Raw genomic sequence first — 21,854 nt, 5'->3', positions numbered from 1 at the left:
ACAGCACGACCCGCGCTCCCGCGCATTTTCCCGAGTGTTCCATACCCCTGGCCGCTGCGCCGGCCGGGGGGCGCCACTTCGCCCCAACTTTCTGATTACGCAGCCCTCACGGCCGCACGGACAGTCATTTGCCATGAAAACCAACCTGATTGCCGCATTGGCGCTTGCCCCAGCTTTGCTTCTTCCCGCCTGCGCGTCGGCGGACCCTACGACGGACGCGGAGATCGGCGAATTGAAGAAGGCGCTGAGCGCGCTGCAGCAAAGACTCGATGCGCTGGAGCAGGCCAAAACCACGCCGGCTTCGCTTCCCGCGGCGGCGGCCGTGCCCGACCCGGTGCAGTTGAGCCGCGCAGACGTCGATGCGATTCATCAGCAACTCAGCTCGCAGCAACTCAAGGTCGACACCCTCGAAGACGCCGCGACTACCGGACCGCTCGCCGGCTTGAGCGTGACCGGGTATCTCGATCCCGTCTACATGTATAACCGGGTGCAGCACTCAGGCGGCTTCCATTTCGTCAACCAGGACCCGGGCGTCTACGACTACTACAACAGCAGCATCGGCGACGTCTACCTCGACATCAAGAAGACCTTCGGCGTCGGGCCGCTTGCGCCCAGCGCCGAGGTGATCATCGAGCCGAACCGCGGGGCCGGCGCCAACCTGCTCAACGAGAAGGGCGGCTACGGCGGCAATATCTTCACGCAGGCCGACGTCAGCATCCCCCTCACGACGCGCCAGACGGTGCTGGTCGGTCTGCTGCCGAGTCTCGCGGGCTACGAGGCGCAGCCGTCGAACACGATGCTCGCGCTGACCCACAACCTGCTGTACGACTTCAGCGAACCGGCGAGCTATCTGGGCGTGGAGTGGAGGTCGTTCTCGAGCGACTACAAGTACCTCTGGCAGGTGATGATCGGCAACGAGCAACTGCATACCTCCAGTGCGATTGCGAACGGCTCCAGTGGTTCGACGAAGAGCGACAACCTACCCAACCTCTCCGCCCGCCTCGACTACACTTACTCGACTGCACTCGACCTGGGCGTCTCCACCACGCTCGGCCGGCAAAGCATCTATTCGCCATGCAGTTCGGGAAGCTATGGCTATCAGTGCGACGGCACTCATCCGTTTGGCGCATATCTGTACGGCGAAACGGATTTGACCTACATCTGGGGCAAGTCCCAGTACAACGCGCAGATCGACGTCGGCACCCAGGGGCACGGTGCATGGAACGGTGGCAATGCGCGCTGGTACGGAATTTCGTTGCAGGCGCATCGAACGTGGACGGCGCCCCTGGTCGGCAAGATGGGGGCGACCCTGCGCGTCGATTACCTCGACGACACAGCGAACGGCGGCGGTGGCCCGGGCATCGTCTACGGCCTGAGCGGGACCAATGCCTCGGTCAACGGCACGAGTGGCTTCGGTATCGACCCGTCGTGCCTCGCCCAGTCTTCCGACAACGGTCGCGAGTGCAAGGGCGCACGCCGCGCGGAGTTTACTGCCGATCTGCTGTTCTATCCCGCGAGCCAGACCATCGTGAAGTTCGAGTACCGCCACGACTGGGCCAGCAATCATGTGTTCGAGACCAGCAGCGGATCGTATTCGAAGACCAACGACATCTTCGCGACCACGCTCATCTATTCATTCTGATCGCGCACGCCGCTTCGCGCGGCGCAGCGACGGCGCAACCAATGACAACTATGACAACACTCCATTCCGACAGCGACTGCGTATTGGTCAACGCGTCGCTTTACACCGCGCTGCCGCCTGGGCCATGCCATACCGCCGTGGTGATACGCGATGGGCGCATCGCGTATGTGGGAGACGATGCCACGGCACGCAGCGGCGCGCGCGCGGGCGCCCGCGTGATCGATCTCGGCGGGTGCACGCTTGCGCCCGGTTTTACGGATGCCCACGTTCACCCGATCGATGGTTTCCTGCTCGCGAGCGACTGCGATCTCGCGGCGGCCGGTTCACCATCGGCAATCCTCGCCGGGCTGCGCACCGCGGCCGAGCAGGGTGCGGGCGACGGCTGGCTCATGGGCGGCAACGCCAACCTGCAATTGTTCGGCGCCTACCCGACGCGCGAGATGCTCGACGCGGTCGTGCCGCACCGTCCCGCGCTCGTGATCGGCCAGGACGTCCATAGCGGCTGGTTGAATACGGCGGGGTTGAAGGCCGCCGGCATCGATGCGCATACGCCGGATCCTGCCGGCGGCGCCTATGAGCGCGACCCCGCCACCGGCGAGCCAACCGGTATCGTGCACGAAGCGGGTTTATACCGGCTGTTCCCGCTGCTGCCGCAAATGGGCGCCGACAACGTCGCCCGCGCGCTCGACAAGGCGCAAGCGCTCGCGCATGGCTTCGGCATCACCGGCTGGTTCGACGCGCTGGTCGGCGAGCGTCTCTTGCATGGCTACGTGAAAGCGCGCGATGCCGGCTCGCTGAACGTGCAGGCGAGCCTCGGCCTGCTCGCTTCGCCGCATGCCCCGTTGGCCCCGCAGATCGAACGCTTTCAACGCTGGCGGGCCGACTACGACGGCGGCAATCTGCGCTTGCATACAGTGAAGGTCTTTGTCGACGGCGTGCTGGAAAGCCGCACCGCGGCCCTGCTGGAACCCTATGCGGACATGGACACGCTCGGGACTCACCACTGGGAACCCGCGCAGTTGCGTGAAATCGCCGAGCTGGCCGACCGTGCGGGTTTCGACCTGCATTTCCATACGCTTGGCGACCGGGCGGTGCGCATGGCGCTCGACGCAATCGAGCACGTGATCCGTGTGAATGGCGTGCGCGACCGGCGGCCGCAACTGGCGCACGTGCAACTGATTCATCCGGACGACGTGGTTCGTTTCAGACGTCTGGGCGCGATCGCGAATATTCAGGCGACGTGGAGCGGGGCGCCGCCGTACCTGCTGGAGCTTTACCGGCAACTGCTGGGCGACGCCCGCATGGCGCGCAACTACGTATTCCGCAGCCTGACGAATGCGGGTGCGCTATTGAGCGCGGGTTCGGACTGGTCGGTGTCGACGATGAATCCGCTCGTCGCGATCCAGACCGCCATGACACGCATGCCGCCCGATGTACCGGATAGTGAGGCGTGGCTGCCCCTCGAGAGCGTCGAACTGCCGACCATGCTCGACGCCTATACGCGCAACGCGGCATGGAGCCTGCGTTTTGACGGGCGGGCCGGCACCTTGAGCCCCGGTAGCGATGCATCGCTGGTGATTCTGGATCGGGATCTGTTCGCTACGCCGCCCACCGGGATTGCAGCCGCGCAAGTGCAAGCCACGCTGTTCTGCGGCCGCGTGGTGCATGGCGAGCTAGCCTAGATGGCCTGTAATGTAATAGGCGCGAACGGACCCTGCGCTGCACGCGGCACGATTCAGCGCGCCTCATGCAGCCAGGACAGCAGGTCGCGTCTGGAACCGACACCGAGTTTCGCGAAGGCGCGTTTCGTGTACGTCTTGGCGGTCGACTCCTTGATTTGCATCGTTTCGGCAATCGCCGCGAGGGTTCGGCCCTTCACGAGGGCCGAGCAAATATCGGTTTCGCGCTGCGACAGGTGGACGCCGCGCCGTGCGGCGGCGGCCGAGAAGATGCCGTCGGATGGGCCGGCCTCGACGCGGGCGGGTGCGTCGACCACCTGGAGCGCATGCAGGTAGGTGAGGGGGAGCAGCACTTCACCGAGCTCCTTGAGCCGGCTGAGTTCCGATACGGAAAAGGGCGGCAAGCGCTTCGAGCGGCACAAGGAAATCGAGTACTGCGCGTCGGCTATCGTACGGAGAACCAGGCATTCATCGTGAATCGCCGCAACATCGAAAATCAGCCGCTTGCATTCGGCGTCCGCCACCGCAGCGGCGGACCGCTGGAACAGTTCGATGCTGCGTTCCGCCGGAACGTGCCGCGCGATCGAGTCGTCCGCGGCAAAGCGCCTGAAATAGAGCGCCATGACGGCCTGCAGATCGCTGTCCCCATAGCTGCAGTAACTGCCGATCCAGTCGATCCGGCATCCTTTCGGCGCTTCGGGGTCGAGCCGTGAGCGTTGCAGGTGCAAAGTGTCGCAATCGGCGAACCCCGCAATGAACGTATTGAGCGCGCGCAGGAAGCGTGGTGTTCCCACTGCTTCGATCACAGGGCCAAGCGCCGACGCGAACGATCCGACGAAGCCGAGCGTAAGGTCTGGCGAGGTGCCGGATGGGGTCATGGTCTTGTTGCGATACACACTTATAAGGCCGTCGTCCTGGTAACGAGAGGCGGCAGGACTCGCGCCAACTTTGGCCCACCATTAATAGCCGGACAAAATGCGTTCGGCAAGCCGCCGGATGAACGGCACGCGTTTCAGTTTTTCCTTACGCGAAATTCAATATATCCGTACGCCATTCAGGCTGTGCGAAAAGACGTCTGCGTCCGATAACCAGATGGGGCAGATCGTGTTTTTATCGTTATGCTGGTCGTCGAGGCAAACGTTTGCGAGCAAATGTCCGCCGGCTTCGCTGGTGTCGTGACGATGCGATCGCCCGCTGGCGTTTCACCTTCCACCCGCGGTTCATCCGCCACATCACATAAGGACAATATGACGAGTCACGACGATCAAAACAAAGGAATATCGCGGCGCAGCTTTCTGTATAGCCTCGGCGCGCTCGCGCTGTCCGCTTGCGACGGGACCTCCAGCAGCGCGGCGATGGCCGTGAGTCGCGAGACAAGCCGGGAGGCCACCTCGAGTGTGACATTGGCCCGTGCTGCCAACGGCGCCACGAACATCGCCACGAGCGGCGCATTCGTTCATCCTGGGTTGCTGCATACGCAAGCCGACTTCGAGCGGATGGCGCAGAAGGTCGCCGCTCAGGCGTCCCCGTGGTACCAAGGCTGGCAGTTGCTGGTTGCCAACGGCCACACAAGGTCGTCGTGGTCGCCGCGGCCCCAGGTCGAAGTCGATCGCGGGGGGAGCGGTTCGCAAAACTATCCGGTGCTGTACAACGACATCGCCGCGGCCTATGCATGCGCGCTGTACTGGAAAGTCACGGGCGAGGTCAACACGGCCTATGCCGACAAGGCCGTGCAGATCATGAATGCCTGGTCTTCGACGTTGCAGCGGCTCGGCGGCGACAGCAATGTCGATCTCGCGGCGGGTATTTACGGCTACGAGTTCGCGAACGCCGGCGAAATCATGCGTGGCTACAAGGGCTGGGCCGCAGCCGATTTTGCGGCGTTCCAGTCGATGATGCGCAACATCTTCTATCCGATCAACGTCGATTTTCTCAACCGGCATAACAATACCGATATCACGCACTACTGGGCTAACTGGGATCTATGCAATATGGCGTCGATCATGGCAATCGGCGTGCTGTGCGACGATCACGCGCTGTTCGATCAGGCGGCCAACTACTTTATCGATGGGACCGGCAACGGTGCGATTGCACAAGCGGTTTACTACCTGCACCCTGGCTATCTTGGACAATGGCAGGAGACGGGCCGCGACCAGGGGCACAACACGCTCGGCATCGCGCTGGGTGGCGCCATCTGCGAGATGGCGTGGAACCAGGGAATCGACCTGTACGGCTATGACAACAACCGCTTTCTCGCCGGCGCGGAATATGTGGCGAAGGCGAATCTCCGGCAGGCCGACGGTACCTACCTGACGGTGCCGTATGCCATCTATTCGAATGTCGATGTGACACAAACGGTCTTTTCGACGAACGCGCAGGGCACGATCCGGCCATGCTGGGCGCTCGTCTACAACCATTACGTCAATCGTAAAGGGCTTGCGGCCCCCTGGTCGACGAAGTTCGCGCTGGCGATCCAGCCCGAAGGCGGGGGCGGCAACTACGGCACCACAAGCGGCGGCTACGACCAGCTCGGCTACGGCACGTTGACTTGCACACGCGAGGCCGTCACGCCCGCTTCTGCGCCGACCGGTCCGACGGCATTCCCGAACGCGGGACAGGTCGTGCTGTCATGGTGGGGTGTGGCGAACGGCACCAGCTATAGCGTGAAGCGTGCGTCCAGTTCGGGCGGACCGTATACGACCATTGCGAGCGGTATTACCGATCCGCTCACATACACGGATGATCCGTCAGCAGGCACCTGGTATTACGTCGTGAGCGCACAAACCGCTTCGGGCGAAAGTGCGGACTCGGCGGAGGTCGCCGCAGTGACGGCGCTGCAATTGCATACGTATCTGAAATTCGACGAGACAAGCGGCACGAGCGCGGCCGACGCGACGGGCAACGGCTATACGGGCACCCTCGTTGGCGGGGTGGCCCACGTCGCGGGTCACGCGGGCAACGCGGTGTCGCTCGACGGCGCGAGCGGCTACGTCAGCCTGCCCAGCAACGTGGTCGCCGATGTCTCGGATTTCACCATCGCTGCATGGGTCTTCTGGAACGGCGGCAACGCATGGGCCCGCATCTTCGATTTCGGCGCGGGCACGGGACGCTACCTGTTCCTCACGCCGAAGAGTTCCAGCGGTGTCATGCGCTTTGCGATTACGACCAATGGCGGGCACGGCGAGCGTGGCATCAACGGCAACGTCGCATTGCCAACAGGACAATGGACGCACGTTGCCGTGACGTTATCAGGCACGGCCGCCACGCTGTATCTGAACGGCGGTGTTATCGGCAGCGCGTCCGATGTCATTTTCACGCCGTGGCGCGTCGGTCCGACCGCACAGAACTGGATCGGACGGTCGCAGTATTCCGGCGACCCGTTCTTCAATGGATCGATCGACGAATTTCGTATCTATCGCGGCGCCAAGTCGGCCGATCAGATCACGGCGCTGATTCAGGCTTCGTAACCCAGGCCGCGAACGGACGTTTCATCTGCCGGCGCCCGTGAAGGAGCGCTCCGCACGATAGGTCCCGTTCGCTGCCATGCGACGCCTCACATTCAACTTTCCCTCTGCCGCGCCGACGTCCGCCGTACTGGACGCCGGCGCTTTCAGCGTTTTCCCCTAGCAACCGTCGCTTGCATTCACCGGTAAACAACTTATTATCTATAACAAATATAAAACATAATCAAATTGCCGGACAACAGGACAGGAGACGCCTTATGAGCACAATCCCGCAACACGACACCGCCTACGAGCGCAAGACACTCATTCTGCTAGGCCTTGGGTTCGGCCTCGTCGGCCTTGACCGATGGATCGTCGCACCGCTGTTCCCTTACATGATGCGCGACCTTGGGCTCAATTTTCAGCAGCTCGGCAGTCTGATCGGCATTCTGAGCGTGACATGGGGAGTCTGGGCGATCGCCATGGGGCCGGTGTCGGACCGTATCGGCCGCAAGAAAATGCTGGTTGTCACGATGGTCGCTTTCTCGCTCTTGTCGAGTCTCTCAGGGCTTGCCACCAGCTTCGCCAGTCTGATGCTGATCCGTGCGGTAATGGGGATTGCCGAAGGCGCCTTCACGCCCGCAAGCGTTGCCGCCACCGGCGAGGCCTCGTTGCCGTCGCGCCGTGGCTTCAATCAGGGCCTGCAGCTCAGCATGTTCTCCCTGCTAGGTCTCGGCTTCGCTCCCATCCTCGCGACGCAGTTGTTGCGCGTCGTGCCGTCCTGGCACTGGGTGTTCATGATTTCGGCGGTACCGGGGTTGATCGTGGCGGCGCTGATCGCACGCACGCTGCGCGACCAGCCGCGTAGCGAGCTGAAGACTGCGCCTTCCGGAGCGGCGAGGCCGCGCTGGACGGCGCTCTTCGCCAGCCGCAACGTATGGCTGGCCATGACGGCGATCCTGTGTGCGATGGCCGGCATTTTCGTCGTCAGCGCAATGGTGCCAACGTATCTCGTCGAAGTGCTGCATCTGGATACGCAGAGCATGGGTTTCGTCGTGTCGGCAATCGGCTTCGGCGGCTTCATCGGCTCGTTCGGTGTGGCGGGCGTATCCGATTACATAGGACGCCGTAATGCAGCATTCATCGCGTTTGCCGCCGCGGCGGTTCTGCTGTACGTGTTCTCGCAGACGGGCCCGAATCCGCCACTGCTGTTCGCGTTGCTGTTCGGCATTTCGGTGTTCGCGCTCGGACTGCTTGGGCTGCTGAGCGGGCCGATTGCCACCGAAGCGGCGCCGCTTGGACTGGTTGCCTCGTCAGTCGGTTTCGTCTCCGGCGCCGGAGAGATTTTTGGCGGCGGTCTCGCACCTGCGATTGCGGGCTTTATCGCGCAGCACTTCGGTCTGGCATTCACGCTTGATTTCGCGCTCGGCGGCCTGATTGCCGGCGCCGCCGTTTCGCTGTTCCTCGCCGAGACGGCGCCGCGCAAGCTCGAAAGCAGGGCCGCCGCGCTCGGTACGTCGGGCGATCCAGTGTGACGCACTAGCGCACTTGCCGCGGGCCGCGCCGCGCCCGTCGAGGCGTAACACCGGCGCATCCGCACAGATTCAACCTCCCGGCTTCAGATCGGCCAACCGGCTGTGGATCGGCTCGTCCGTATCTGCCGCAGCGAATCCGGGACGCGTGACAGAAGCAACAGCAAACCAACTGACGACGAAAAGTCGCGATTCATATCCAAGGTAAGGAGACAGTCGATGAAGATGAAAGCGGTCTGTACGGCGACCGGCATGCTGTTCGCGTGCCACGCGTTCGCCCAGAGCAGTGTGACGATCAGCGGCCTGATCGACGGTGGTGTGTCGTATGTCAGCAATGAGGGCGGTGGCCACACGCTGAAGTTCGACGATGGGATTGCGGTGCCGAATCTGTTGAAGTTTACCGGCAAGGAGGATCTCGGCGGCGGTACGCGGGCGGTGTTCGACCTGACCAATCAGTTCGAACTGGGCAGCGGCTCGTTCATGCCGGGGCAGAGCCTGTTCAGCCGCACGGCGTACGTGGGTCTCGACGACGACCGGTTCGGGCGCCTCACGCTCGGCAATCAGTACGACTTCATGGTCGACTCGCTGTTCTTCGGTTACAACGACGCGGCCCTTTACGCGCAGGGTGTCTACGACTTCCGTAACGGGCCGTTCAACAAGCTTGCGCTGCCGGATAATCCGACCGGTGGGTTCGACTGGGACCGGATGGCCGGCGAGCGGATCAGCAATTCGGTCAAATATCAGAGTGCCAGCTTCTACGGCTTCTCGGCCGGCGCGATGTACGGCTTTGGCGGCGTGGCCGGATCGATCGGCGCGGGCAACGCATCGAGCTTCGGGCTCAACTATGTGAACGGCGCGTTCGGCGCGAATGCCGCGTATACGCTTGTGAAAACCGCGGTAACCGCGGGGCAGGACAGCGTGCGTAACTGGGGCGTCGGCACGCACTATCACCTGGGTGCCGTTACGCTGACGGGGCTTTTCACCACCGTGCGCAATAACCTGAACGGCGCGGGAGTATGGCAGGCTGAGGCCGGCGGCGTATGGCAGATCGGTCCCGTGTGGACTTTGAGCGGCGCCTATTCGTATATGAAGGGTAACGAGGTCGTCGACGACAATCATGCGCATCAACTTACCGCGATGCTGCAATACACGCTGTCCAAACGCACCAGCGTCTATGTCGCAACGATCTATCAACGGGCCAATCAGGGGGCCAACGCGCAGATCAACGACGTGATGGTGGCGTCGAGTTCGGCGTCACAGTTTATCGGCCGCATCGGCATGCAGACGCATTTCTGAGTGTCGGTTAATCCGTAAAGATCTTCTGCAACAGTGCTTTCAACTGCTCGCGTTCGGCCGCGGAAAGGCGCTCTACCGCCGCATTGTCCGCGTTCGCCGCCGCTTTCATGGCGCGGCCGCAGAGTTGGGCGCCTTGCGTCGTCAGTTCGACGAGCTGCGCCCGCTTGTCGTCCGGGTTGCGCTGCCGGGTGAGCAGGCCGCGTGCTTCGAGCCGGTCGAGCAGCGTGGCGAGATTGGGCGGTGCGACCACGAGCGCCTCGGCCAGCGCCTTCTGATTGATCCCAGGATTGCTTCTCACGACCGACAGCACGCTGAATTCCGCCTGCCGCAGGTCGTGTTTCTCCATCCACGCGTCGAAGTGCGACTGGATGACGAGATACGCGCGGCGGAGGTTGTAGCCGACGAGGCCGAGCAGTTCGGACTGGTCGGCCTGATCGGCGGCAGCGTTGTCTGGAGCAGGTTTTGACGCCATGGAGGTAGATGCTTTCGCACAAGAAAGGGCGCGCCGATCATAACACGCAGGGTTGTCGAACCAGCCTGCAGGGCCACGGTGAATGCAGAGAAGCTTGCTACGTTAATAGTTATGTTGTATAACTAAATCCATGCTTCAACACCGACACTCAACGACCATGAACATGACGCAACCTTCCTATCAGTATCTGAATGTCCAGTTCGAGGAGCAAATCGCGCTGGTCTGCCTCAACCGTCCCGCCAAGCGTAACGCGATTAGCGACGCGTTGGTGGCGGAATTGCGTCACGCGTTCGAAACGATGCCGGCAACCGTTCGCGCCATTGTCCTGCACGCCGAGGGCGAACACTTCTGTGCGGGGCTCGATCTGGCGGAGATGCGCGAGCGCGAAACGGTGGAGGCGATGCACCATTCGCGCATGTGGCACGCCGCCTTCGAGCAGATCCAGTTCGGCCGCGCTCCGGTGATCGCCGTGCTGAAGGGCGCGACCATCGGCGGTGGCCTCGAGCTTGCCTCCGCCTGTCACGTCCGCGTCGCCGAGGAGTCGGCGTTCTACGCGCTGCCTGAAGGCAGCCGCGGGCTTTTCGTCGGCGGTGGCGCGTCGGTGCGGGTGCCGCGCCTGATCGGCGTGGCGCGGATGGCCGACATGATGCTGACCGGCCGGGTCTACGACGCGCAAGAAGGGTATGCCGCCGGCATTGCCCAGTATCTGGTGAAGAGCGGTGAAGGACTTGCGAAGGCACGCGAGCTGGCCGGGCGGATCGCACAGAATTCCCCCACCACCAACTACGCCGTGACGCAGGTGCTGCCGCGCATTGCTGACCAGTCGATTCAGGATGGGCTGTTGACCGAGTCGCTGATGGCCGCGATTGCACTGAGCGACCCGCAGACGCAGGAGCGGCTGGCTGCGTTCCTGGAACACAAGGTGGGTCGCGTGCGCCCGGGGTAAATCCTCACTCGCTCACTGCGCAACAAGACGGCTGAACACGGCTGCTGCAAACAGGATGATGGACGGAGACAATTGATGCCAGCACATGCCTATCGACGCGTAAGTTTCGGCGTCGGTCCCCTCGAAGTGACTGAAACGCCCGACGGCGCGTTACGCGTTCGCTCGACGACGCCGCTCGCGCCGTATCCGCAGCGTGTGATCGACAGCTTGTTCGCCCACGCTGCGGCAGCGCCTGAGCGCACCCTGGTTGCGCGCCGCGGCCCCGACGGGCAATGGCAGCACGTCACCTACGCGCAAGCCGCGGCGGCGGCGCGCAGCATCGGGCAAGCGCTGCTGGCGCGCGGCCTGTCGGCCGAACGTCCGGTGGCGATTTTGTCCGGCAATTCGCTGCAACACGCGCTCGTGGCGCTCGGTTGCATGTGTGCCGGAGTTCCGTATGCGCCGGTATCGCCCGCGTATTCGTTGCTCGACAAGAGCTACGGGAAACTGCGCCATATTCTGGCGATGCTGACCCCGGGGCTGGTTTTCGCCGACGACGGCGCGCGCTTCGCGCCGGCCTTGTGCGATGCGGTCGCGGCCGACATCGAAGTGGTCGTCGGCGAGGCGCCGCCCGCCGGGCGCGACACAACATTGTTAGACGAGCTGCTGGCCACCGTGCCGACCGAGGCCGTCGACCGGGCGCGGGCCGCCACCGGCCCCAACACGATCGTCAAGTTCCTGTGTACGTCGGGCTCGACGAAGATGCCGAAGGCGGTGATCAACACGAACCGGATGTGGTCCAGCAACCTCGCGATGGAAACCGCTGCATGGCCGTTTCTGGCCGAAGAGCCGCCGGTGTTCGTCGACTGGCTGCCTTGGCATCACACGTTCGGCGGCAACCAGAATTTCGGACTGACGCTGTTCCACGGCGGCTCGCTTTTCATCGACGACGGCAAGCCGACCGCGGACGGCATCGCGACCACGCTCGCCAATCTGCGCGAGATCTCGCCGACGGTTTATTTCAACGTGCCGAAAGGGTGGGAAGAAATTGCCTGCGCGCTCGAACACGATGCCGGATTGCGCGAGACCTTCTATCGTCGGCTGCGCATGCAGTTCTATGCGGGAGCGGCACTCGAGCAACCGGTGTGGGACCGGCTCCACGCGAGCGCCGTCGCGCATTGCGGCGAGCGGATCGTGATGAATACGGGCCTCGGCATGACGGAGACCGCGCCATCGGCGCTGGTGATCGTCGAGACCGAGGTGATGGCGGGGCAGATTGGCGTGCCGCTGCCGGGCATGGAGCTGAAACTCGTGGCCGTCGGCGATGGCGGCAGCCGCAAGCTCGAGGTGCGCTATCGCGGCCCGAACGTGACGCCTGGCTACTGGCGCGCGCCGGAGCAGAGCGCCGAAGCGTTCGACGAAGAGGGCTTCTTCCGTTCCGGCGACGCGGTGCGCTGGCTCGATCCGGCCGATCCCAACCGCGGCTTCGTGTTCGACGGCCGGGTGGCCGAAGACTTCAAGCTGAATACCGGCACCTGGGTGAGCGTGGGTCCGCTGCGGCAACGCGTGATTGCGGCCGGCAGCCCGTATGTCGGCGACGTCGTGGTCACCGGGCACGATCGCCACGAGATCGGCGTGCTGCTGGTGCCGAACCTCGCCGCCTGTCGTCAGCTTTGCGGCGCATTTGCCGACGTGCCGGCCGCGCAGGTCTACGCGCATTCGGAGGTGGCGGCGATGTTCGGCGCGCTGATCGAGCAACTGTACGCCGAGGGCACGGGCAGCGCGAGCCGGGTGGCGCGTGCTGCGCTGCTGGACCCTCCGCCGTCGCTCGCGAGCGGCGAAGTCACCGACAAAGGTTCGATCAATCAGCGCGCGGTGCTCGCGCAGCGCGCCGCCACCGTCGACGCGCTGTACCGCGGCGACGCCGCGCTTACGGTCTGGGTGCCGCGTTCGCTCCCGGCTGCCGCAAACAGTCACTGATGGAGAACGGCTTGATGGATATCGATAACCTGATTGCAATCGACACACACGTTCATGCCGAGGTGTCGTGCTGCCAGCCGCCGGACCTGTTCGGCAAGGAGTTCGACGACGCGGCGGACAAATACTTCGGCACCGTATTGCGCCAGGGGCGCCGCCCGACGATTCCCGAGACGATCGACTATTACCGCGAACGCAAGATCGGCTTCGTCATGTTTACCGTCGACGCCGAGAGCCAGATGGGCCGCCGCCGGATTCCAAACGAAGAGATCGCCGAGTTTGCGGCGAACAACCGGGACATCATGATCGCGTTTGCGAGCATCGATCCGCACAAGGGCAAGATGGGCGCGCGCGAAGCGCGGCGGCTGATCGAGGAGTGCGGCGTGCGCGGCTTCAAGTTCCATCCGACCGTGCAAGGCTTCTATGCCAACGACCGGATGGCCTATCCGCTCTACGAGGTGATTGCGGAATACGGGCTGCCTGCGATATTCCACAGCGGCCATTCCGGCATTGGCAGCGGCATGCCCGGTGGCGGCGGACTGCGGCTCAAGTACTCCGAACCGATTCATCTCGACGATGTGGCGGCCGACTTTCCCGAGATGAAGGTGGTGATCGCGCATCCGTCGTGGCCGTGGCAGGACGAGGCGTTGTCGATATGCCTGCACAAGCCGAACGTCTATATCGACCTGTCCGGCTGGTCGCCGAAGTATTTCCCGCCGCAACTGGTGCAGTACGCGAATTCGCTGCTGAAGGAACGCATGCTGTTCGCTTCCGATTTCCCGCTGATTCGCCCGGACCGCTGGCTCGACGATTTCCAGAAAGCGGGTTTCAAGCCCGAAGTGCATCAACTGCTGCTCAAGGACAACGCGGTGCGCCTGCTTGGTCTCGGTGCGAAGTCCGAACCGGCACAGGTTGGCTGATCTTTTAAAGGAGCTCAAGGCATGCAAGCAGAAGGACAGGCGGCGCTCGTCACCGGCGCCGCATCGGGGCTCGGCGCGCAGACGGCGCGCGCATTGGTTGCAGCCGGCGCACGCGTCGCGCTGCTGGACGTGAACGAAGCGGCAGCACACGCGCTGGCTGAAGAACTCGGCCATGCGCATGCGTTCGCCCAGCGTTGCGACATCACGGACGCGGCCTCGGTCGAAGCGGCCCTCGACGCGGCCGAGCGTGCGCACGGCGTGGCGCGGATTCTGGTCAACTGCGCGGGGATCGGCGGGGCGAAACGGCTCGTCGGCCGCGACGGCACGCCGATGCCGCAGGAGGATTTCGCACGCGTCATCAACGTGAATCTGCTCGGTACGTTCAACGTGATCCGCCTTGCAGCAGCACGCATGAGCGCGACTGAACCGCTGGCGGACGGCGAGCGCGGCGTGATCGTCTGCACGGCGTCGGTGGCTGCCTACGACGGGCAAGTGGGGCAAGCCGCTTACGCGGCGTCCAAGGGCGGGCTCGTTTCGCTCACGTTGCCGCTCGCGCGCGACCTCGCCCAGTACGGCGTGCGCGTGCTGACGATTGCACCGGGACTGTTTCTTACGCCCTTGCTCTATGCGCTGCCGGAAGAGGTTCAGCAGTCGCTTGCCGCTTCGATCCCGTTTCCGAAGCGGCTCGGCAAGCCCGAGGAATTTGCGGAGTTGGCGCTGCACATCGTGCGGAACGTCGCTTTGAACGGTGAAGTGATCCGGCTTGACGGCGCATTGCGGATGGCGCCGCGGTAACGCGGAGTCGTAACGCGCACCGCATCGCGCGGTTCGGATGCTCGCGCCGGCCGGAATGACAACGCACTTGCGGCACTCACAATCTCATCTGCCCAGGATCAATCATGCTGGATAAGCAACTCGAAGCCATCGTTGCATACGCGCGCGCAGCGGGTGCACCTGACCTTTGCGACCTGCCGCCAGCCGCTTCTCGCGGCTTATACCGGCAAATTCTCGCAGCCGCTGACGTCGCGCCCGCAGACGTAGACGTATCCGAGCGCACGATCGAAGGTCCTGGTGGACCACTTGATTTGCGCGTCTACACACCACGAGGCGAAGTGCCTCACGGTATCGTCGTCTACTACCACGGCGGAGGCTTCGTACTCGGCGATCTGGACGGTTACGACAATGTGTGCCGTCAACTGAGCGAAGATTCCGGTGCGGTGGTGGTGTCGGTCGACTACCGACTTGCACCCGAGCATCCGTTTCCCGCCGCGGTCGACGACGCGTGGGCCGCCTTCGAATGGGTAGCCGCGCATGCGGGCGCGCTGTGCAGCGAAGATGCCCGCCTCGCGGTAGCGGGGGACAGCGCGGGCGCCTTGCTTGCAGCGGTCACGAGCCTGCTGGCGCGAGACCGCAGGGGGCCGGCGATTGCGTTCCAGGCGTTGGTGTATCCACCGGCCGCAGCCGGCGTGCATGGTGATTATCCGTCCCGTGCCCGGCATGCCGAGGGGCCGACGCTGACCCTGCGCTCGATCGAGTATTTCAATCGCCACTATTTCGGCGCAGGTGTCGTGCCCTCGGATTTCCGTGCAGCACCGCTGCTCGCTACGGATCTCTCCGGCTTGCCCCCGACGCTGCTGCAGATTGCTGCGTTCGATGCGTTGCGCGACGAAGCCCTTGCTTACGGCGAGCGCCTGCTTGCGGCCGGTAATGCGGTGACGGCGATCGAATATCACGGGCTCGCGCACGGCTTCATCAGCATGGGCGGCAGTGTTGCGGCGGCTCGTCTTGCGCAACAGCAGCTTGGGCAGGCGTTGCGCAGCGCATTGCGTCAGGCACCGGGCGCTGCGTAACAGAGCCAGCGGAATTTCTTCAGATGCGGGCGCCGGTTTGCTGACCGGCGCCCGCATCTGCTTGTCACTTAAGCTTGCATCCGCACGATCGGCTTGATCGTGCGTCCTTCGAGCGAATCGGCGATCGCCGTATTGATCTCGTCGAGCGGATAGAACTTCACCATCCGGTCGAACGGAAAACGCCCTTGCCGGTGCAGTTCGATTAGCGTTGGGATGAAGGTGTCCGGATCCGATTCGCCTTCGACGATGCCCATCAGCCTGCGCCCGCCACTCATGAAATGCACCTCGTCGAGGACAATCTCGGTACCGGGCGCCGATGCCCCCAGTACGCCACAGGTGCCTCGTGGCGCGAGACTGTCGGTTGCCTGGCGAATCACTTTCGCGACGCCGGTTGTGTCGAGCGCATAGTCGATCCCGTAGCCGGTCAACGCAACCAGCGACGCGACCACGTCGTCGCGCGACGGGTTCAGCGTATGTGTCGCACCGATACTGCGCGCGAAGTCGAGCCGCTCGTCATGCAGGTCGATCGCCACGATCGTCGTCGCGCCCGCGACGCGCGCGGCCATCACCGCCGAAAGCCCGACCGAGCCGGCGCCGAACACCGCGAACGATGCGCCGGCCGGCACGCGCAATGCGTTCATGACGGCGCCCGCGCCGGTCTGCACGCCGCACGCGAGCGGACCGAGCAGTTCAAGCGGAGCATCGTCGGGCACTTTCACGACATTGCGTTCGTGACACAGCGCATGCGTCGCAAACGACGACTGGCCGAAGAAGTTGCTGTGAATCCGTTCGCCGTTCTTCGACAGCGCGCTAGTGCTGTCCGTGCGCGTGCCGAAGAAGTTACGCGGAAAGAACGCGTGGCAATAGCTTTGTGCATGCGCCGCACACGACGGACATTCGCCGCACGAGTCGTAGGTCATGACCACGGCGTCGCCCACGGCAACCTTGGTCACATTGCGTCCGATCCGCTCGACGACACCCGCGCCCTCGTGGCCGGGCACCACCGGATGCGGGGTTGGCAACAGGCCGTCGCGTACCACGACGTCGGTGTGGCAGACGCCGGTCGCGACCACGCGCACCAGAATCTCGTCGTCGCGCGGGTCTTCGAGGTCCAGGGTTTCGAGCGTGAGCGGTCCACCTTTGTCCCGCACCACAGCAGCTTTGATTTTCATCGTTTGTCTCCTTGTTCCGGGCGGCCGTTAAAACGGCGTCGGGGCGGCTGCGCCCTTCACCGTGACCCATTGCCATTGCGTATATTCGTCGAGATCGGATGGGCCGCCCACATTGCTGCCGTTGCCCGACTGGCCGCGTCCGCCGAACGGGTTGACGCATTCGTCCGCAACGGTCTGGTCGTTGATATGCAGGAGGCCGCTCCTCAGTCGCTCGCCAATTGCTGTTGCGCGGCCAACCGAGGCGCCGATCACCGCGCACGACAAGCCGTAATCGGTGCGGTTCGCGAGGGCGACGGCTTCGTCGTCGGTATCGAACGGTGTGATGGCCGCCACCGGTCCGAAGATTTCCTCGTCGAACGCGCGCATACCTGGCTGAACGTTCGACAGCACGGTCGGCTTGTAGAACAGCCGCTCGTAGGTGCCGCCTGCTTCAAGCACCGCACCCGCCTCGACCGAGGCGCGCACGATTGCGTCGACCTGTTGCAGTTGCCGTGCATTGATGAGCGGTCCGAGCGCGACGGTGCCGCTTGCAGGGTTGCCGACCGGCAAATGCGTGGCCTTCTCGACGAGCCGCCTTGTCAGTTCCGCGGCGATCTTGCGGTGCGCGACGATGCGCCCGGTCGCCATGCAGATCTGCCCTTGATGGAAAAACGCGCCGAACGCGGCATTGCTGGCGGCGACGTCGAGATTGGCGTCGTCGAGTACGATCAGCGTGTTCTTGCCGCCGAGTTCGAGCGAGACTTTCTTCAGATGGCGCCCCGCGAGTTCGCCGACCTTGCGTCCCGCGGCCGTCGAGCCGGTGAAGGCAATCATCCCAACCTCGCGCGCTTCGACGAGGGCCGCGCCGGCGTCGGCGTCGCCGGGCAACACCTGCAGCAGACCCGCAGGCAGGCCGGCTTCCTCGAATGCGCGGGCAATCAGAAAGCCGCCGGAGATAGGGGTCTGCGGATCGGGCTTCAGTACGACGGCGTTGCCGGTTGCGAGCGCGGGCGCAACCGAGCGCATCGACAGGATCAACGGAAAGTTGAACGGCGAGATCACGCCGACCACACCGTGCGGGACGCGCCGTGCGTAGCTTAGACGACCGGCGCTCGTCGGCAGCACGAGTCCTTGTGGCTGCAGCGGCAAAGCAGCGGCGAGGTGGAGGAGCGTCGCCGCTTCGGCGACTTCGTGCTGTGCCTTCGCCAGGATGCCGCCGGTTTCGCGCGCGATGTGGAGCGCGAGCGCTTCAGCGTCGCGTTCGAACGCTGCGGCGGCGCGGCGAAACACGGCTGCCCGTGCGCGTGGCGCAAGCGCGGCCCATGCCGGCTGCGCCGCTGCTGCGTGCGCGCAGGCGCGGGCGACATCCGCCGGGCGCGCAAGACCGACCTGAGCGAAGCGTTCCCCCGTAGCGGGTTCGATGACGTCGCGCGTCTCGCCTGCCTGGTACCAGGCGCCGTCCGCGCCGCCGAACAGACGGCCGGTCCAGATAGCGTGATCGATGAGCCGGTTCGGCTGGGTGTCTGCCATGTTGTCTGTCTCCTTGATTTGAATGGATGAGTGCGCTCGCTGCTGTTGATGCGCACGCAACGTTCTTTGCAATAGCCGTGCCATTGCCGTCGCACGTGCCACGCAATCGTTCCATATCCAGGCGTCGGAACGCTAGTGGCATGGGCGAGCCGTGGCGGCTTCTTGCATCGAAACGGCGCCTGGATTCCGTCCGCCGGATTGCTCGGGACATCCTCAGCTTGCGGAAATGATAAAAGTTATATTCAATAACAAATATAAAAATTGATGATTTCATCAAATAACTATCTGGCGAAGCTTGGTCTTGACGACTTGACGCAAACAGGAAACGGAAGGAGACGCGATGTTCGATTCGACCACACGACTGCCCGCCAACGCCACCCGGGTCTCGCTTGCCGATGCGGTGCGCCTGTCCGGTGCGCTGATGAAGCCCGGTGACAGCGCTCATCTCGATGCGGGCGCCGCGCCGACGCTCGGTGACCTGGCCGAGTGCCTGTTCTTTTCTCCCGGCGATGGCCGGATCTGGCTCAACGACCAGCGAATGCTGCTGCTGCACAGCGCGACGTTCGGTTCGCTGCGGCGCGAGTTGATCGAGTGCGTCGGCACAGACGCCGCGCGCCGGCTGCTGACGCGTGCGGGCTATGCGTCCGGGGCGCGCGATGCGGCGCTGGTGCGGCAGCGCTGGCCCGAGGCCGACGGCGCAGCGCTGCTCGCCGCGGGCACGCGCCTTCATGCGCTGGAAGGCGTGGTGAAGGTCGAGCCACTGCATTTCGCTTTCGATGCCGCGAGTGGACGCTACGACGGAGAATTCCTCTGGCATCACGCGTCGGAAGCGGACGAGCATATTGCGGCCTACGGAGTGGGTCACGAGCCGGCCTGCTGGATGGAACTCGGTTATGCGATGGGCTATGTGACCGGGCTGACGGGAACGCTCGTGATTTTTCGCGAGGTCGAATGCCGGGCGATGGGGAGCGCGCGGTGTCGCGTCATTGGGCGCGACGCGCAGCGCTGGGACGACGTCGCGGACGATCTGCGCTATCTCGACACGCCCCTCGCAGCCGATGCGGAAGGGGCGCGCACCGAAGCATCCGGGCATGCAGCAAAAGACCCGCAGATCCGGCGCTCGATCGTGCGGCTCGCTTCCACGGCGGACGACGGTCTGGTCGGACGAGCGGCTGCGTTCGTGGCGGCGCGCGACGCGATGACGCGTGTCGCGCCAACCGACACGGCGGTGCTGCTGACCGGCGAGTCCGGTGTGGGCAAAGAGTTGTTCGCGGCAACCTTGCACCGCCGCAGCCGTCGCGCGGCAGGTCCGTTCGTGGCGGTCAACTGCGCGGCACTGCCGGACACGCTTGTCGAAGCCGAACTGTTCGGCGTCGAACGCGGCGCGTTCACCGGGGCGATGCAGTCGCGCGCCGGGCGCTTCGAGCGCGCAGCGGGTGGCACGCTGTTTCTCGACGAGATCGGCAGCTTGCCTTATGCCGCGCAGGGCAAGCTGCTGCGCGTGCTGCAGGAGCGCGAGGTCGAGCGGGTTGGAGGGGTGCGCACGCTGCGGGTCGATGTCCGTGTGATCGCCGCGACTAATGTCGAGTTGCGTGAAGAGGTGAAGCGCGGCCGGTTTCGCGAGGACCTGTTTTACCGGCTCAACGTCTTCCCGATCGTGATTCCGCCGCTGCGGGAACGCCGCGACGACATCGCGCTGCTGATCGACGGTTTCCTGCTGCAGTTCTGCCGTGAGCATGGCCGCACGACGCCGGGCCTCACGCCGCGCGCCCAGCGCACGCTGCTCAATTACGCATTTCCCGGGAACATTCGCGAGCTGCGCAACATGGTCGAGCGCGGTGTCATCGCCGTCGACGATGGCGAGCCGATCGACCTGGCTCATCTGTTCCGTCATGAGCCGATGCCCGCAGCCGAACTGTATTCGGTCGACGGCGGCATCCTGCGGGCGCAGCGTAACGACGTGTCCGAGGCATGTGGCGACTTGGCGGCGGGTGCCACGACGAGACCTCGTGCAGAGGCGCCCGTGTCGATCGACGCGCTCGAAGCGCAACTGCTGGCCGATGCGCTTTCGCGCGCGGGCGGCAACGTTTCGGCCGCGGCACGGCTGGTCGGCCTGACGCGCGCGCAGTTCGCTTACCGGATGACGAAGCGAGTGGGGAAGCGCTGAGCTTGCTGGCCTGCGGTCACATTCGTGTTTACCCGCGAACCGTGATGAAAGATTAGACATCCCATCTTTAATGTATACAATTTGTGCCAATGACGGTCTCGGTACAGTGTCTTGTTCTTGCTGATAATGAATTTCATGGCTTATTTTTAGCCGTTTTTCAGAAATTCCAGTACCGTGGCATGAGCGTATCTTTCGACTGATGTATACATAAGGTGGAGACATGTTCCTGAAGAACACCTGGTATGTGGCGTGTACGCCCGATGAAATTGCCGGCCGGCCGCTGGGTCGCCGGATCTGCAACGAGAGCATGGTGTTGTTTCGCGGTCCAGACGGCGCGGTCGCGGCGCTCGAAGATTTCTGTCCGCACCGCGGCGCGCCGCTTTCACTGGGTTTCATGCGCGACGGCCAACTGGTCTGCGGCTATCACGGCCTGACGATGGGCGCCGAGGGTAAATGTGCCGGCATGCCTGGGCAGCGGGTCGGCGGGTTTCCGTCGATTCGCCGTTTCCCCGCAGTCGAACGTTACGGCTTCATCTGGGTGTGGCCCGGCGATGCGGCGCTTGCCGATCCGGCAAAAATCCATCATCTCGAATGGGCGGACAACCCGGAGTGGGCGCACGGCGGCGGCCTATATCACATCGCCTGCGACTACCGCCTGATGATCGACAATCTGATGGACCTCACGCACGAGACCTACGTGCACGCATCGAGCATCGGTCAGGCGGAAATCGAGAAAGCCGCGCCGGAAACAAAGATCGAAGGCGAGACCGTCGTCACGCGCCGTTTCATGGAGAACATCATGCCGCCGCCGTTCTGGACCGCCGCGCTGCGCGGCAACGGACTGGCGGACAACGTGCCCTGCGACCGCTGGCAGATTTGCCGCTTCACGCCGCCGAGTCACGTGATGATCGAGGTGGGCGTGGCGCATGCCGGCAAAGGCGGGTATCACGCCGAGGCGCAGCACAAGGCGTCGAGCATTGTCGTCGACTTCATCACGCCCGAAACCGACACCTCGATCTGGTACTTCTGGGGCATGGCGCGCAATTTCAATCCGCAAGATACCAGGCTAACCGAAACGATCCGCGAAGGGCAGGGGAAGATCTTCGCGGAGGACCTCGAGATGCTGGAGGCGCAGCAGCGCAACCTGTTGGCGCATCCGGAGCGCAATCTGCTCAAGCTGAACATCGATGCGGGCGGTGTCCAGTCGCGCCGGATCATCGAGCGGCTTATCGCCGCTGAGCGCCAGGCCGGCGCGACGGTCTCCTGAGGT

The 21,854-nt window shown here is 64.0% G+C and carries 16 protein-coding genes; 12 read left to right on the top strand and 4 right to left on the bottom strand.

What is annotated here, in order from left to right; all coding sequences use genetic code 11:
• Positions 1–133 precede the first annotated feature (133 nt).
• Positions 134–1,642, top strand: a complete 1,509-nt coding sequence (locus AC1ECK_RS05455; RefSeq protein WP_480316692.1) for a DUF3138 family protein — start codon at positions 134–136, stop codon at positions 1,640–1,642.
• Between the two features lie 41 nt (positions 1,643–1,683).
• On the top strand, positions 1,684–3,324 hold the full coding sequence (locus AC1ECK_RS05450; RefSeq protein WP_480316690.1) for an amidohydrolase: 1,641 nt from the start codon (positions 1,684–1,686) through the stop codon (positions 3,322–3,324).
• Positions 3,325–3,377: 53 nt separating this feature from the next.
• Here the strand turns inward: AC1ECK_RS05450 and AC1ECK_RS05445 are convergent, their stop codons facing one another.
• Positions 3,378–4,199 carry a helix-turn-helix transcriptional regulator gene (locus AC1ECK_RS05445; RefSeq protein WP_480316688.1) on the bottom strand — a complete coding sequence of 274 codons (822 nt, stop codon included), beginning with the start codon at positions 4,197–4,199 and terminating at the stop codon, positions 3,378–3,380.
• A 369-nt stretch (positions 4,200–4,568) separates the two neighbouring features.
• On the opposite strand from AC1ECK_RS05445, the gene AC1ECK_RS05440 reads away from it, so the two are divergent.
• From AC1ECK_RS05440 to AC1ECK_RS05430, 3 genes are all read left to right on the top strand, one after another.
• Positions 4,569–6,788: a LamG-like jellyroll fold domain-containing protein gene (locus AC1ECK_RS05440; RefSeq protein WP_480316686.1), complete on the top strand. Its 2,220-nt coding sequence runs from the start codon at positions 4,569–4,571 to the stop codon at positions 6,786–6,788.
• Between the two features lie 254 nt (positions 6,789–7,042).
• Positions 7,043–8,299: an MFS transporter gene (locus AC1ECK_RS05435; protein ID WP_480316684.1), complete on the top strand. Its 1,257-nt coding sequence runs from the start codon at positions 7,043–7,045 to the stop codon at positions 8,297–8,299.
• A 216-nt stretch (positions 8,300–8,515) separates the two neighbouring features.
• Positions 8,516–9,592: a porin gene (locus tag AC1ECK_RS05430; RefSeq protein ID WP_480316682.1), complete on the top strand. Its 1,077-nt coding sequence runs from the start codon at positions 8,516–8,518 to the stop codon at positions 9,590–9,592.
• Positions 9,593–9,599: 7 nt separating this feature from the next.
• Here AC1ECK_RS05430 and AC1ECK_RS05425 read toward each other — a convergent pair whose 3' ends face one another.
• On the bottom strand, positions 9,600–10,064 hold the full coding sequence (locus AC1ECK_RS05425; RefSeq protein WP_480316680.1) for a MarR family winged helix-turn-helix transcriptional regulator: 465 nt from the start codon (positions 10,062–10,064) through the stop codon (positions 9,600–9,602).
• A gap of 163 nt (positions 10,065–10,227) precedes the next feature.
• On the opposite strand from AC1ECK_RS05425, the gene AC1ECK_RS05420 reads away from it, so the two are divergent.
• The 5 genes from AC1ECK_RS05420 to AC1ECK_RS05400 all read left to right on the top strand — a co-directional run bounded on the left by AC1ECK_RS05420 (position 10,228) and on the right by AC1ECK_RS05400 (position 15,736).
• The gene (locus AC1ECK_RS05420; RefSeq protein WP_480316678.1) at positions 10,228–11,010 is read left to right on the top strand and encodes a crotonase/enoyl-CoA hydratase family protein; all 783 of its coding nucleotides are present in this window, start codon (positions 10,228–10,230) and stop codon (positions 11,008–11,010) included.
• 75 nt (positions 11,011–11,085) lie between these two features.
• A complete protein-coding gene (locus tag AC1ECK_RS05415; RefSeq protein WP_480316676.1) occupies positions 11,086–12,969 on the top strand; it encodes a feruloyl-CoA synthase in 1,884 nt (627 codons plus the stop codon).
• Positions 12,970–12,983: 14 nt separating this feature from the next.
• On the top strand, positions 12,984–13,886 hold the full coding sequence (locus AC1ECK_RS05410) for an amidohydrolase family protein (protein ID WP_480316674.1): 903 nt from the start codon (positions 12,984–12,986) through the stop codon (positions 13,884–13,886).
• 21 nt (positions 13,887–13,907) lie between these two features.
• Positions 13,908–14,681, top strand: coding sequence for an SDR family NAD(P)-dependent oxidoreductase (locus AC1ECK_RS05405; protein WP_480316672.1), 774 nt, complete (start codon positions 13,908–13,910; stop codon positions 14,679–14,681).
• 104 nt (positions 14,682–14,785) lie between these two features.
• A complete protein-coding gene (locus AC1ECK_RS05400; protein ID WP_480316670.1) occupies positions 14,786–15,736 on the top strand; it encodes an alpha/beta hydrolase in 951 nt (316 codons plus the stop codon).
• 68 nt (positions 15,737–15,804) lie between these two features.
• Here the strand turns inward: AC1ECK_RS05400 and AC1ECK_RS05395 are convergent, their stop codons facing one another.
• Positions 15,805–16,908, bottom strand: a complete 1,104-nt coding sequence (locus AC1ECK_RS05395; RefSeq protein WP_480316668.1) for an NAD(P)-dependent alcohol dehydrogenase — start codon at positions 16,906–16,908, stop codon at positions 15,805–15,807.
• 27 nt (positions 16,909–16,935) lie between these two features.
• Positions 16,936–18,417, bottom strand: a complete 1,482-nt coding sequence (locus AC1ECK_RS05390) for a benzaldehyde dehydrogenase (protein WP_480316666.1) — start codon at positions 18,415–18,417, stop codon at positions 16,936–16,938.
• Between the two features lie 340 nt (positions 18,418–18,757).
• On the opposite strand from AC1ECK_RS05390, the gene AC1ECK_RS05385 reads away from it, so the two are divergent.
• Positions 18,758–20,584 carry a sigma 54-interacting transcriptional regulator gene (locus AC1ECK_RS05385; protein WP_480316664.1) on the top strand — a complete coding sequence of 609 codons (1,827 nt, stop codon included), beginning with the start codon at positions 18,758–18,760 and terminating at the stop codon, positions 20,582–20,584.
• Positions 20,585–20,804: 220 nt separating this feature from the next.
• Positions 20,805–21,851 carry a Rieske 2Fe-2S domain-containing protein gene (locus AC1ECK_RS05380; RefSeq protein WP_480316661.1) on the top strand — a complete coding sequence of 349 codons (1,047 nt, stop codon included), beginning with the start codon at positions 20,805–20,807 and terminating at the stop codon, positions 21,849–21,851.
• Positions 21,852–21,854 lie beyond the last annotated feature (3 nt).

This window comes from Paraburkholderia sp. SSBN10T (genome assembly GCF_056619545.1).
This window is presented reverse-complemented; position numbering and strand designations above follow the sequence as displayed.